The organism is Burkholderia sp. 572 (assembly GCF_040545135.1).
Classification (GTDB): domain Bacteria; phylum Pseudomonadota; class Gammaproteobacteria; order Burkholderiales; family Burkholderiaceae; genus Burkholderia; species Burkholderia cepacia.
Genome location: NZ_JBEPLH010000009.1, coordinates 297,072 through 311,076, shown reverse-complemented (window position 1 = coordinate 311,076; position 14,005 = coordinate 297,072). Strand labels below are relative to the sequence as shown.

At 64.1% G+C, this 14,005-nt stretch carries 10 protein-coding genes and 1 pseudogene; 8 read left to right on the top strand and 3 right to left on the bottom strand.

The window, feature by feature from the left end; all coding sequences use genetic code 11:
- Positions 1–6: 6 nt before the first annotated feature.
- Both ABIC51_RS19445 and ABIC51_RS19440 read left to right on the top strand, forming a co-directional pair.
- Positions 7–1,251 (top strand): MFS transporter, encoded by a 1,245-nt coding sequence (locus ABIC51_RS19445; protein ID WP_175897658.1) that lies wholly within the window; start codon positions 7–9, stop codon positions 1,249–1,251.
- A gap of 1 nt (position 1,252) precedes the next feature.
- Positions 1,253–1,330, top strand: a pseudogene (locus ABIC51_RS19440) (biopolymer transporter ExbD); the annotation flags it as partial.
- 57 nt (positions 1,331–1,387) lie between these two features.
- On the opposite strand, the gene ABIC51_RS19435 reads toward ABIC51_RS19440, so the two are convergent.
- Complete coding sequence (locus ABIC51_RS19435; protein ID WP_175897657.1) at positions 1,388–2,155, bottom strand: hypothetical protein; 768 nt, start codon at positions 2,153–2,155, stop codon at positions 1,388–1,390.
- A gap of 233 nt (positions 2,156–2,388) precedes the next feature.
- Between ABIC51_RS19435 and ABIC51_RS19430 the strand changes: the two genes are divergently transcribed.
- Together ABIC51_RS19430 and ABIC51_RS19425 are read left to right on the top strand one after the other, a co-directional pair.
- Positions 2,389–3,171, top strand: coding sequence for an Lnb N-terminal periplasmic domain-containing protein (locus ABIC51_RS19430; protein WP_175897656.1), 783 nt, complete (start codon positions 2,389–2,391; stop codon positions 3,169–3,171).
- Positions 3,172–3,238: 67 nt separating this feature from the next.
- On the top strand, positions 3,239–4,612 hold the full coding sequence (locus ABIC51_RS19425; RefSeq protein ID WP_175897655.1) for an HdeD family acid-resistance protein: 1,374 nt from the start codon (positions 3,239–3,241) through the stop codon (positions 4,610–4,612).
- 117 nt (positions 4,613–4,729) lie between these two features.
- On the opposite strand, the gene ABIC51_RS19420 is transcribed toward ABIC51_RS19425, so the two are convergent.
- Positions 4,730–6,070, bottom strand: a complete 1,341-nt coding sequence (locus ABIC51_RS19420; protein WP_226128043.1) for a helix-turn-helix transcriptional regulator — start codon at positions 6,068–6,070, stop codon at positions 4,730–4,732.
- A gap of 491 nt (positions 6,071–6,561) precedes the next feature.
- Here ABIC51_RS19420 and ABIC51_RS19415 point away from each other — a divergent pair, with 491 nt between their 5' ends.
- The 4 genes from ABIC51_RS19415 (at position 6,562) to ABIC51_RS19400 (ending at position 12,300) form a co-directional block, all read left to right on the top strand.
- Positions 6,562–7,683: a glycosyltransferase family 4 protein gene (locus ABIC51_RS19415; RefSeq protein ID WP_175854290.1), complete on the top strand. Its 1,122-nt coding sequence runs from the start codon at positions 6,562–6,564 to the stop codon at positions 7,681–7,683.
- The gene (locus tag ABIC51_RS19410) at positions 7,680–8,441 is read left to right on the top strand and encodes a polysaccharide deacetylase family protein (RefSeq protein WP_027789642.1); all 762 of its coding nucleotides are present in this window, start codon (positions 7,680–7,682) and stop codon (positions 8,439–8,441) included. Before ABIC51_RS19415 ends, ABIC51_RS19410 begins: the two co-directional genes overlap by 4 nt.
- Entirely contained in the window at positions 8,441–10,261 is a 1,821-nt protein-coding gene (locus tag ABIC51_RS19405; RefSeq protein ID WP_226128041.1) for an ArnT family glycosyltransferase, read from the top strand. Before ABIC51_RS19410 ends, ABIC51_RS19405 begins: the two co-directional genes overlap by 1 nt.
- Positions 10,262–10,428: 167 nt before the next feature.
- On the top strand, positions 10,429–12,300 hold the full coding sequence (locus ABIC51_RS19400) for a clostripain-related cysteine peptidase (RefSeq protein WP_060173653.1): 1,872 nt from the start codon (positions 10,429–10,431) through the stop codon (positions 12,298–12,300).
- A 391-nt stretch (positions 12,301–12,691) separates the two neighbouring features.
- Here the strand turns inward: ABIC51_RS19400 and ABIC51_RS19395 are convergent, their stop codons facing one another.
- Entirely contained in the window at positions 12,692–13,933 is a 1,242-nt protein-coding gene (locus ABIC51_RS19395; protein ID WP_124533114.1) for an MFS transporter, read from the bottom strand.
- Between the last annotated feature and the right edge of the window lie 72 nt (positions 13,934–14,005).

The following is a 14,005-nucleotide window of genomic DNA, read 5'->3' as shown; positions in this document are numbered from 1 at the left end:
ACTTCGATGCGCGATCTGCTCGAACATCGCCGCCTGGTCATCACGATCACGCTGCTTTACCTGTCACAGGGAATCCCGATCGGCATCGCGATGGATGCGATGCCGACCCTGCTGCGCCACGACGGCGCACCGCTTCATGCACTGGCGTTCCTGCCGCTCGTCGGTTTGCCGTGGGTCGTGAAGTTCCTGTGGGCGCCCGTCGTCGACAACCGCTGGTCACCGCGCATCGGCCGGCGGCGCAGCTGGATGCTGCCGATGCAGACGCTCGTGGTGCTCTGCCTCGGCAGCCTCGCGCAGATCGGGATGACCGTCGCGACGGCCGGATGGGCGGTCGGCCTGCTGGCCGTCGCGTCGCTTGCGAGCGCGACCCAGGACATCGCGAACGACGGGATGGCCGCCGAACACTTCAGCGGCGACACGCTCGCGAAGATCAACGCGATCCAGATCGCGGGCGTGATGATCGGCTTCTTCGGCGGCGGCGCCGGCACGTTGACGCTGATCGGCCTGTTCGGCCAGCGGGCCGCGTTTCTCGCGCTGGCGGCCGTGCCGCTCGCGAGCCTGGTTTGCGTGCTGTGGGTGTTGCCGCGCGATGCGGATCGTGCGCGCGCGAAGCCCGAGCATGATGCGAGCCTCGTCCGTTTCGCGAAGCGGCCGCGCTCGTGGTCGCTGCTGTCGCTCGCGCTGCTGTCGGCGATGACGGCCGTATCGGGCTTCGGCCTGTCGAAGCTGTTCCTCAACGACGCGGGCTGGACGCTCGACGCGATCGGCAAGCTCGGCATGGCCGGCGGCATCGTGACGGTCGTGCTCGGTTGCGGCGGCGGTGCGTGGCTCGTGAGGCGGCTCGGGTTGTGGCGTGCGTTCACGGCCGGCGTGAGCTGTGCGGGCGCGGCCGCGCTGCTGTGGTTCGCGCAGGCGGGCGGGTGGCTGCCGGTGTCGCCGTCGTGGGCATGGCTGTGCACGGTACTCGGTTCGCTGGCGACCGGGATCACGTCGGTGTCGATCATGACGGCCGGCATGCGCTTCGCGGGCGGCAGCGACCAGGCCGGCACCGACGTCACGGCCGTGCAGAGCACGCGCGACCTCGGCGAGCTGATCGCGTCGTCGACGCTTCTGTCGCTCACCGCGAAGGTCGGTTATACGGGCGGGTTTCTCACGGGCACCGCGCTGGCGGTGCTCGCGGCGCTGATCGCGATGCGGCTGAAGCGGCGCGAGTCGGCGTATGCGGTGAAGGGGGATGATGCGCTGGCGTGACGCCGCGGTACTGGCGTCGGCGCAACGCGTAGGCGCGACGAAGATCGGGCTGACGGGTAACGAGCAGTATGTGCAGTAGCGGAGTGACGGCGGCGGGTGCCGGAATGTGTTTCCGGTGCAGGCCGGGAATGCTCCGTCACCGAGAGCCGGCAGGCTGCACGGGGCGCGTCGAGAGGCCAACGTGTGGGCCGCCGATTCCATCGGCATCCGTGAGAACGTGATTCGTTCGCTGGGGATGATCGTCTGGTCCGGGTATTCGCCTGGGTTTCTCCACCCTTTGCACCGCACTGCGTTTTGAACTGGAATCGATATAAATCGCGGAAAAGGTGCCGCGACGCATACTCAGGATTGCTCGCAGTCGCGGTAGCGTGTGATGAACGGCAGGATCAAGGTCGGACGGATACGCATCGGTGCGATATGCGCCGCATGCAAAGGCATCAAATATGTCCCACGCAAAAAGCGATAGATCAAGGTTTGCCAGTCGAACCAGTCGCTTCAGAAATGCGAAGCTGACGGCAAGGTCGAATCTGCCGTTGAGGAAGAGCCACGCGATGTCGTGAGCCAACTCATCAACGATATCGCGGGAGGCTCGAAATCCGGAGGCCTCGTCGGTCTCGATGCAATGTTCCGCCGAGCGTCGCGCCGTTTGACATCCACGAATGGCCTTGTGCATGAATGATCCGATTCTGTCGGGGCAGTGGAATTGTCGTCGGAGTGACGGGGGAACGGCTTGTCGTACTGCAGGAGACGCCGGGAGTCTCCCCGGCGAAACTTCGTCATGCTCGTGGCGCACGGCCTGATTGTTCAGCCGCGATCGATCGGAATTTTTCAAAAAATCGAGAATATTTAACGAAATTCCTTCGTCGGGTGACGGCATAAAATGGGCCGCCTGGGTATCGATCATTGAGGGCTGAATCGAACGCCACATCGTGATGTGCGGATGATTCGTTTAAGGCGAGGCGCGGTTTCGGCTATCGGGAAGGATGGGGGGCGACCGCATATCGATCGTATTGACATGACTGGTTCGACGACGACTTTCCGCCCATTCGTGCCGTTTTCAGTGGGCCTGCGCACACACGTGGCGTTTTCCGGGAGCGGCGGCGGGTTACCGCGGCCGGTTGCCGTGACGGAACGGGAATGAGTCCGCTGTCGTCGCTGCTGCGCGTTGCGCGCGCGCCGGCCGTGTGGGCGCCGGAGTACACGCGTGCCGCCCGGATCGAATGGGGTGGGGCGCAGGTCACCGTGCGCGATGTGCGGAACTTCAGATATCGCACACGCGACGACTGCATGCCGGCGTACTACGACGCAACGTTCGCGCTCGAATCGGTGACGACGGTCGACCTTGTCGTGTCGCGCTGGACCAACGAAGCGATTGCCCACGCGTTCCTGAGTTTCGGCCTGAGCGGCGGCCGTTATATCGCGATCTCGATCGAGACGCGCCGGCGGCACGGGCAGCGCTACTCGCCGTACAAGGGTTTCTTGCCGCTGTACGACCTCGTATACGTCGTTGCCGACGAGCGCGATTTGATCGGCGTTCGCACCGATGTGCGCCGGGAACGCGTGTACTTGTTCCGTGCGCGCGTCGCGTCCGAGACCGCACGTGCATTGTTTGAGGATTACCTGCGGCGCGTACATGCGCTCGAACGCCATCCGGAGTTCTACAACACGTTGCTCAACAATTGCACGACGAATATTTTGCACCACGTCAGATCGGTTGCCCCTGACGTCGGATACAGCTGGAAGGTGTTGCTGAGTGGTTATGCGGACCGATACGGACATGAGCTCGGCCTGCTCGACGATTCCATACCGTTCGATGCGCTGAAGTCGGCAAGCCTGATTCAGCGCGCTCCCGGCGCGATGATCGATGGCGATTTCTCGGCGGCGATCCGCGCATCGCTACCGCTCGCACGGAACAAATGAACCCATGCCTGGCCACCGGCCTGCGACGACTCGCGCACCGTGGCCGGCGACGACGAGGGAGCGGAACATGGTGAGACTGGTCATGCTGTTGCTGGGCGTGGACTATCTGCGCAAGCGCGCGAAAGGAATTGTCTGGATCGGCATCGTATGGGTCATCGCGGGGCTCGTCGTGTTCGTCGATGCGCTCGACGGCGCAATGCACTTTCCGGTCACGCTCTTTGCGTGGTTGTGCCTGCTCGAAGGGGGGGCGACGCTGGCCGTCGCATGGACCGGCGTCGGCGGGCAACGCGCATTGCGCTACGTGAAGGGAGTCGCGGTCGTGGCCGCGTCGATGCTGATCTTTGCCGGGCACCATCACGGCAACCTGATCCTGTCGATGATTTTCGGCGCGTTGTTCCTGGTCGACGGGGCACTGCAGTGCGTATCCGCGTGGATCGTCCGGTATCGTCGCTGGAGGATCGCACTCGGTTGGGGGGCAGTCGAGATCCTGATCGCCGTGTTTTTCTTTCAACCGTACCCGACCCACTACGTGGGCACGTTGCCGTACTGCCTTGGCCTGTTCCTGATCTTCGGCGGCACGAACATGCTGGCGCTGGCGGCCCGCGTGCGGCGTCTCGAACGCAATCCGGCATTCAGCGTGTCACGCTGGTCTGCATTGTTTCCCGACGTCGCATCGGAGGCACGCACGAGCCCGTTCGATCGAACCGAATGGGACGGCCCGCCGGCCGATCACGAGCGTGCGCTGACCGTGCATGTGTGGACGCCGACGGGTTCGTCGAAGGCGCCGGCACAGCATCATCCGGTGGTCGACCGCTACATCGCCGCGGTCGACGTCAACGGCAACATTTCGACCGGGCATGCGGCGCTCGAGTCGCCCGAGGGAATCTACATCAGCCTGTATCCCGCCGCCGAAATCGACCGTTCGCCATCGGAGTTCGGCCGTATCCTGCGCGCAACGCGCGAAAACGACGTGCCCGGCACGTTTCAACCGGACTATGCAACGGAGTCGCGCGCGTGGTGTCCTTCCACGATACGCGTGCGGATCCGCAATTACGATCCGGCGAAGTTGCGCGCGTTCTGGGAGCGTTACCGGATCGATACGACGTACAACCTCACTCACCGTAACTGCTCGAGCACCGTTGCCTATGCGCTCGAGGCGGCGATCGACGGTGCGGTGGGCCGACTGCACGGCGGCAGTGCGGGGTGGGGCAGTTTTCTGCGAGTGCTCGTCACGCCCGAACTGTGGGTTGCCGCGCAGATTCGCAAGCGTGCGGTGACGATGGCGTGGACGCCGGGCCTCGCGCTCGACTATGCGCGTGCACTGAGCATGCTGGCCGATCCGCGTCCGTTCGCGTGGTGGAAGGCCGCAGGGGTTGCCGCAAGCCGGCTGTCGCAACAGCGACGTGCATGGCGTGCGCAGGACGCGGGCACCGCGCAATGATGCGGCATACGGATTGCGCTCCGGCCACGCCTGGGAAAAAACATAAGGATTCCGCCGAAATGCGCGCGACTCGCGATGTTCGAATGGCGTGGTGCCGTGACGGCGGTGCGATGCGATTTATCGGCTGTCATCGTCGCCTGCCGGTACGTGACCCGACAGTCGAAGTTGACGCGGCGTGACGCCGTAGTACCGCTTGATCTGCGTCGTCAGATAGCTCTGGCTGCCGAACCCGCAATCGAGCGCGATCGACAGGATGCTCGTCGACGTATGGCACAGCAGCCAGCGTGCGCGTTCCAGGCGGCGTTCGATCACGTACTGCATCGGTGTACGTGAGAATCGCTCCTTGAACGCCGCGATTGTCGCGTGCTCGCTCAGGCCGGTGTATCGGGCGATGTCGGCAAGGCTGATCGATTTGCCGAGCGAGGCATCGATCCAGCGATTGATGGACGTTTCATAGAGGATGTCCGGACGCTCGCGGATGTTTCGACTGACGTCCTGAGCGCTCGGATTTCGACGGTACGTTGCGCTCGGCGGCTCTCCGAATCGCCGGTGGTACAGGCGAACGAAGCGCAACGACGGCGCAAAGCCGTATGCACGCAGCACGCCGACAAAACCGGTGCCGATATCGACGGCCAGCGCGCGGTGAACGGCGCGAAGACGTGCGTCGAGGATGATGTCCCTCGAATGTTTGCCGGTCAGGCGCCGGATGCCGTTTTCCAGCGTGTTCGTTGCACATCCCAGCGCATAGGCAACCGTACTGAGCGTTGCCCAGCGTGTCGGGTCGGCTTCGATCGTCGCAACCGCGGTACGCGCGAGGTGTTCCGGCGCGTGGCGATCGCTCAGGACGACGTCGCTGTAGTTGTTCTTGTGGCCGGTCACGACGAGCTTGAGCATGTGCTCGTACAGCGAGCGTATCGCGATATCAGGGGATGGCGACATCAGCATCATTCGACGCAGGCAATCCGCGGACGCGTTCCATTGCGTGGCGAGATCTTTGGCCAGCGGCGACAGGTCGAACTGGATGAGTTCGTCGAGCGGGTGGCCGAGCCAGTGTCCGACAAACTCGTTGACCTCGGTGACATCGAGGATCACGGCAATGTGGTGCAGCCCCTCGGGTCGTGACAGGCACGTTGCGTCGCTCGCGGACGAAACAGGCATCACATCGCCGATGGCGCATTGCGCGACCGAATTCCCGCTCGAGTAAGTCGATCCGCCGTTGATGCACGACGAGAAGAGATAGTTGGGGCGGGGGCCGCCCGACTGAAAATGAAACGGTATTTCGAAATTGCCATCGTAAACCGCGAGCCCGTTCCATTGCTGGCCACTGACAGTGACGTCCCGATTGCTGGCGTGACATGCACGAAAGCGGTTCTCCGTATAGGTCGCCACGAGAAAATCGGAAACCTCATCCGGGTCATTACTGTGAAAGCGATGCGTTTGGATTGGCGATTCACTCATCATGATGGCCAGTTCGAATGTTTTTTCTTGATTGAGTATTAATGGGGGTCAATCAATGTCGGGAGCAATGCGGTTTCCGGCCGACATCGTAGGGAAAAGCCGGTCGCTCGATAAGCTGCCGCGCTGTATACGGGGTATACGACCGGTTACGCCGACTATGCATACGGAACCTGCGTGTGGTGAAACAAGGTGACCGGGCAGAAATGAAAAAAATGAAGGCCTGAACACCTTACACCCGGATGCTTATTTTTTAGAGAAATTCCGTCGATATTCCGGAATAAATAATCTTACAGAGTCAATACAATCGTGTGACCGATGCGGTTTATATCGGACACGTTTCCCTCGGGAAATCCTGAATTATTCGATTGCGAATCGTGCGGCGTTACGCGGCGCAACTGGGTGAAACCGGTTCTTGCATCCGCGTGACAGAGGGGCATGCCTGTCGATAAATGCGGGCGCACGTGCGTGACACCGTCTGAAGAATACAAGCGATGAAAATTCTCTATACCAACTTTCATGGCGGAAATGGTGGTGGGCATGACACCTATATCTATCACCTTGCGGCCGGTCTGGGCCGTCGGTATCGCGTCGCGGTCGCATCGCCGGCCGGCAGTCGCCTGTCGCGCATGGTCGATACGCTACCGGGCGTGCGCATCGTCGACATGCAGTTCAAGCCGTGTTGGCGCACATTTCTCCCCGAGTTGGTGCGGCTGCGGCGCCTGATCCAGCAATCCGCGTTCGACATCATCCACGTCAACGGCTCGGCCGATCACCGGCAGGTCATGCTCGCACTCGTGGGCTGTCGCACGCGACCATCGGTCGTTTTTACGAAACACAACACCTATGCGGCCGGCAGCATCGGTAATTTTTTGCGGGCGCGGTTCGCGACGGACACGACGATCGCCGTCAGTGACTACGTCCGGCTGATGCTCGAGCGGCAGTCACCGTACGGCGACATCACGGTAATCAAGCATGGCGTGCAGTTGCCGCCGCATACGGGCGGGCAGGCCGAGATCCGGCGTCGGCGAATCGGGTATTTCGGCGAAGCCGGTGCGGACGCCATTGTGCTCGGCAGCGTCGCCGGCACCGGGCCGCACAAGGGGTGGAGCGATTTGGTCAGCGCGCTTGCGCAATTGCCGGATGCATTGCGCGCGAAGTTTCGCGTGCTGCTTGCAGGCGACTGGCCGTCGAATGAGCAGCGCGAATTCGTCGCGCATTGCGGCGTGGCCGCGAACGTCGCGTTCGTCGGTCCGACGGATCGGACGCATGACATCCTCGCGACCTGCGACGCATCGTTCGTGCTGTCATATCACGAAAGCCTGTCGTTTGCGTGCCGCGAAGCGATGTCGATGGGCCGTGCCGTGATCGTGACCGATGTCGGCGGCTTGCCGGAAAACGTCGACGACCGGATCGACGGCTGGATCGTTCCGCCGCGATCGCCCGAAGCGATCGCCGCCGTCCTGCGCGAGATTGCCGAACATCCCGAACGTGTTCCCGAGATGGGGCGCGCCGCGCGCGCAAGGAGCGAACGCGAGTTCAGTTTCGCGCGGTTCATCGACGAAACGAGTTCGGTTTACCGCGCGTCGATCCGCGGGACGGCGGTGTCTGCATGACCGGTGTTCCGACGCAACCGCCGGTCACGCCGCAGGAGCGGCCGTCGGCAGAACGCGCCGCGTGCGTCCCGATTCTGATGTATCACCAGATTCGCCCGTTGCCGCCGCATTCGGACGTATTGCGCGGCCTGAGCGTCGATCCGCGCGCGTTTCGGCGCCAGATGCGTGTGCTGAAGGCGCTGGGCTATCGCGGCATGTCGGTCACCGACTTGCAGCGGCGGCTGCCGCAGGCGCGGCGCGAGAAGCTGTTTGCCATCACGTTCGACGACGGTTTTCGCAACGTGGCCGAGCATGCGCTGCCCGTGCTCGATGCGCTCGGCTTTACCGCGACCTGCTACTTCGTGTCGGGCAGGCTGGGTGGCAGCAATGATTGGGATCGCAGGCTCGCGACGGCCGAGGGCGCGTTGATGGATCTCGGCGCGCTGCGCGAATGGCACGCGCACGGGCACGAGGTCGGCGCGCATACCGTCGATCATGTTGTGCTGTCCGACGTGCCTTCACCGGCTGCGTGGCGGCAGATCGCGCATTCGAAGGCGCAACTCGAGGATGCGGCCGGATGCCCGATCGTGTCGTTTTGCTATCCGTATGGTGCGCTCGACGCGAACGTGCGGCGACTTGTCATCGAAGCCGGCTTCCAGAACGCGACGACGACCGTGCGCGGACGTGCCGATGCGCGTACCGATCCGTTTCTGCTGCCGCGTATTGCCGTGCCGGGCGGGCGTGGCGTCGCGCGCTTTCTCGGGAGGTTCTTCCGGTGATGCGCGACAGATCCGCCGCAAACGCCGGACGGCTTTGCCGTGCGGGCCTGCTGCATGCAGGGTGCGGCACACCGTCCGGATTCGACGCGGATTGGGTCGCGCGGCCGATAGTGCGCGTGCTGCTGTTCGTCGCGCTGGGAATCGCGTATCTGGCGCCGGGCATCATTGGCCATGACCCGTGGAAACAGGACGAGGCCTACACGTTCGGGATCATTCGGCACATGCTCGATTCGGGCGACTGGATTGTGCCGGCCAACACCGGTACGCCGTTTCTCGAGAAGCCGCCGCTGTACGACTGGGTCGCGGTCGCGTTCGCGCGCCTGCTCGGCGCGATCTTGCCGTTGCATGACGCGGCGCGGCTTGCGAGCGCATTTTTCGCGGCGCTGGCGTTCGGCTTCACCGCGCGTGCGGCGCGCGTGGCAACCGGCTCGACACGCTGGTTCGAGCTGGGCGTGCTCGGTCCCGTCGCGCTGTGCGCCGGGACGCTCGTGGTGCTCAAACACTCGCACGACATGATGACGGACGTTGCGCTGATGGCCGGCGCGGCGATCGGTTTCTGCGGTCTGCTCGAACTTGTCGCGGGGCTCTTGCAAGGCGGCCATGCCGATTACTGGGCGGCCGCGCGGCTGGGCGCCGGCATCGGGATCGCGTTCATGTCGAAGGGCCTGTTCGTGCCGCTCGTGTTCGGCGCGACCCTCGGTGTCGCGCTCGTGCTTTATCCGGCGTGTCGCACGCGTGCCTGCGCGCGTGCGCTCGCGATGGCCGCGCTCGTCTGCGCACCGTTCGCGTTGATCTGGCCGACGGCGCTCTATCTGCGTTCGGAAACGCTGTTCGCCGTCTGGTTCTGGGACAACAACGTCGGCCGCTTCTTCGGCTTCTCGGTGCCGATGCTCGGCGCCGAGAACGACAAGCTGCTGTTCATCTGGCGTGCATTGCTGACGGTCGGGTTTCCGGTTGGTCCGCTCGCGGTCGTGGCGATCGCCGGTGGTGTGTTGCGCGGCTGGCGCAATCCGTCGATCGCGCTGCCGGTCGCATTCGCCGCGATCGGGCTGATCGTGCTCCACTTTGCCGCGACGTCGCGGCAACTCTACATCCTGCCGTTTATCGGGCCGCTGTCGCTCATCGCCGCGCGCAGCGTCGAGCGTATGCCGGCTCGCGTGCATGTCGCGTGGGATTACGCGAGTCGCGGCCTGTTCGGTGCATGTGCGGTGCTGGTGTGGTGCGTCTGGCTTGCGATGACGCACGACACGCTGCCGCGCGACATCTTCGGGTGGTTGGGGGGCTGGCTGCCGCTTGACTGGACGATTCCTCTGCAACCCGCGGCGATCTGCACGGCGTTCGCGCTGAGCGTCGGCTGGCTCGCCGCGTTGCTGTTGCTGCGCGGAGCGGGCCCGTGGCGTGGTGCGTTGTCGTGGGCCAGCGGCGTGGTGCTCGCCTGGGGCCTTGTCTACACGCTGTTGCTGCCCTGGCTCGACGTAGCGAAAAGTTATCGGTCGGTGTTCGACGACCTGAAGATCCAGCTTGCACGCGAGTGGCGTGCGGGCGATTGCATCGCGAGCCCGGGGCTCGGCGAATCCGAGGCGCCGATGCTCGATTACTTCGCCGGACTCCGCTACGTACCGATGGACGAGCCGCGTGCGCGCGCGTGCCGCTGGCTCGTCGTACAAGGCATGCGCGGTGCGGTGCCGGATCCAGGGGCGTCATGGGCGCCGTTCTGGCATGGCGCGCGCCCCGGCGATACGCGCGAGGCACTCGTCGTTTATCGCGCGGTGAACGGTGAGTGGCCGAGTGCCGGGTCGAATTTGCCGGAGCGCAGATGACGACGCGCAGCGGACGCCGCGGTTGTTGGCTCGCGATACTGGTGATCGGCGCGTTGATGTTGCTCGTCGCGGAACTGATCGGAATCGTTGCTTCGCTCGTCGGTCAGGTGTGAAGGGGCGAGGCGTGATGCGAAGGACAACGGATGAGTACATTTCAGGAGAAAGCAATGGGAAAGCGCTGGTGCATGACGTGGAGGCGGATCGGACGGCTGCTCGCGGGTTTCGCGCTGGCCGGATTGATGAGCGCTTGCGGATCGGGAGACGATTCGATAACGGCGACGGCCGAGCGTACGGTGCTCGTTTATCTTGTCGGTTCGGATTTGACATCGGACCTTCAATCCGATCTTGACACGATGACCAAGGCCACGGCCGGTACGAACGTGAATATCCTGGTTACGACCGGCGGCGGAGACCAGGTGCAGAAGGACGTCGACTGGACTCGGACTCAACGTTGGCAGCTCTCGCAGGGGCGGCGAACCAGGCTGGCCGACCTCGGAGGGCAGGACATGGCGGCATCGGCCACGCTGAGCGATTTTCTCGAATGGGGTATCCGGCAGTATCCGGCGAAGCGGGTCGCGGTCATTCTGGGCGATCACGGGGGCGGCCCGAATGGCGGCTTTGGTTATCGGACGACGACGAAGGCCGAGCGCGATGCGGGGGACCTCCCGCGTTTGTCGTTGCGGGACATGACCCAGGCGTTTCAGCGCGCGACCGCGGCCACGGGAAAGCGCTTCGATCTGGTCGGATTCGACGCATGCCTGATGGCCAGTGTCGAGGTTGCCGCCGCGTTTCGCCCGTATGCGGACTATCTGGTCGCATCCGAGGATCTTGAATTCGGCGGGTGGGATTACGCCAGCGTATTGGGCGGTCTCGTCGCACAGCCTGGTATGAATGCCCGAGACCTGGGAACGCTGATCGTCAACAGCTATGCCGGCTTGCGCGCGGGAGACAATCCGGATTTCACGGTTTCGCTCGTCGACCTGGGGGCGCTGGACAGTGTCATCGGCGTGGCTGACGCACTGGGCCGCGATCTCTATGCCAACGGAAACAGCGTAGAGGACATCGCACGTGCACGCGTCAACGCGCGTTCGTTCGATACCGACTGGACGAGAGTCACCGATATGGTCGATCTGGTGCAGTTTTCAAGGGCGCTCGAGCTTGCGGCGCTGCCGAGGCCGACGGTCGCGAGCAGTGAGGTCGAAAAAGCGCTGAATCAGGCCGTCGTCGTCAAGCGGGCGGGAAGCAACCGGTCGCTGGCGAAAGGATTGACGATTTTCATGCCGGCAGGCGCTGCGTACGACACCGCCGTCATGAAGACATACGACAGCCTGGATTTCAGTACGTCCTACCGGCGTTTTGTCGGCGAATACGGCGCGGCATTGCGGGCGGCGCTCGATGTACTCGTCCAGATCTCGCCGCCAGTCGCGACCGGCGATGATGTTCAGGCTTTCGCGTATTCCCCGAAGCTCTGGCAGGAAGAAGTGCCGATGGCTGCGCTTGAAGACAGCGTCGGGCAAATCGTGGCAGTTCGTCCTATCGGACCGGCGTCACCTGCCACGGCCGGGGATGCGAATTTGGGCGGCGATTTCCGCAAGCTCTCGACCAAATTGTCGGAGCCATGGTACGCGCTCAATGGTTGCATCGTGTCGGTGATTCCGGGCGTAACTGGCGATACCGAAACATCGTTCGTGATCCCGGTATCCTACCGCGAGGAGACGTCCACCACAGAAGTCACCGGCTTCTTGCTGGCGTCGGGAGAGCCGGGTGGTGACATGACTCTGAAGGGGTTCGTGCCGTTACTTGGCACGGCAGTCGGTCATGTGACGCCGATCGGCTCAACGTGGACATTGACGCCGCAGCTTTGGAGGGCTGACCTGTCGGCATGGACCATTCCCGACCCGGAGACTGTCGTATGCAAGGCGGCCGTGGCGCAGGACGGAAGCTGGAAAATCGGAAGGACCGGGAAGCCCGACTCGTATCGATTCCGGTTCGCCGTAGCAGACCTGGCGAACCGCTTGCGTCTGTCTCCCGAGATGTGACGAAGAACCCTGTTCCCCTCGGAGAGGAGCAGGGTCCTTGAACCGTCCGGGGCGCGCTCCGGCTCATGTTCGATCTTTCCGATTCGCTCGAAGTACTCGACCCGACCGGCAGTGCGTGCACCGTGCAGCCAGACGACCTGCCGGGCTTGCCGCAGTCGCCGGCAAGCCGTTCGGCGCGGTGCCGGAAGCGGTAGCGCCGGCCGATCGGGGCGTTGCGGACGTCGTTTGGGCATTGCTCGCGTGTGAGCAACAACGCGGTGAAGCGGCAGAATGGGCCGGCATCCTGATCGATGCGCGACTATCCCGATGCGTGGCGTACTTGAAGCAGGCCACGGGGGACCGGATCGCGCGCGACCCGCGCCGCACCCGTGATGTGCCCATTACGTACCCACTACGCCCGTGCCAGCCGGCGCGCAGCCAGCAGCCCGAGCACGAGCAGCACCGCGACGTAAGCGGCGACGCCCGTCCACGCGCCGTGTTGCCAGAACGTGCCGCCGATCGACCCGAGCACGCTCGACCCGAGATAGTACGCAAGCAGGTACAGCGACGCGGCGTGCCCCTTCGCGGCCCCCGCGAGATAGCCCACCCAGCCGCTCGCGACCGAGTGGGCAATGAAGAAGCCGATCGTGACGAGCACGATGCCGACGACGATCGCGGCGAGCGAATGCGACAGCGTCAGCACGAGGCCCGCCGCGAACACGAGCACGCCGCTGACGAGCACAGGTGCGCGTCCGAGACGGTCGGCGAGCGCGCCGGCGCTCGATGACGACACCATCCCGAACAGGTAGGCGCCGAAGATCAGCCCGCACGCGGTCGCACTCAGGTTGAACGGGGCCGCGGTGAGCCGGAAGCCCGCATAGTTGTAGATCGTCACGAACGCTCCCATCACCAGGAAGCCGATCGCGAACACGAACGGGAGCCGCGCGTGACGCAGTTGCTCGCCCCACAGCCGGACGTGATGGCGCAGCGTCAGGTCGGTGCGCTTCACGAAGCGCCGCGACGGCGGCAGCAGCATCACGAACGCGGCCGCCGCGACCAGGTCGACGACACCGATCGTCAGCATCGCCGTGCGCCACGAGAAGTGCTCTTCCAGCATGCTCATGCCGATCCGTCCGACCATGCCGCCGAACGCGGTTCCGCCGACATAGAGCCCCATCGAGAAACCGAGCCCTTCCGACGCGATTTCCTCGGCGAGATACGCCATCGCGACAGCCGGGACGCCGCCCAGCGCGAAACCTTCCAGCGCGCGCCAGACCAGCAGCAGGTTCCAGTCGGGCGACAGCGCGGCGAGCACGTTGAACAGCGCGGCGAGCGTCATCGACGCGAACATCAGCCCGCGCCGCCCGACGCGTTCGGATAGCGCGCCGGCGCACAGAATGGAGATCGCCAGCATCCCGGTCGACAGCGACAGCGAGAGCGAACTCGAGGCCGCGCCGAGGCCGAACTCGCGTGCGAACGCGGGAAGCAGCGGCTGGACGCAGTACAGCAGCGAGAACGTGGAAAAACCGGCAAGGAAGAGGGCCAGCGCGATGCGCTTGTAGGCGGCCGAGCGCGGGGAAACGCCGGCGGGCAACGCATCGGGCGTGGCCTGTTGCGCGCCGGGCAGGGCACGGGAAAGCGAAGGGGAGGACATGACTGCGCTCGATGTGCGAAGGAACGCCTGAATTCTTGCGCACGGTCATGTATATGTCCAATATATGAAAGT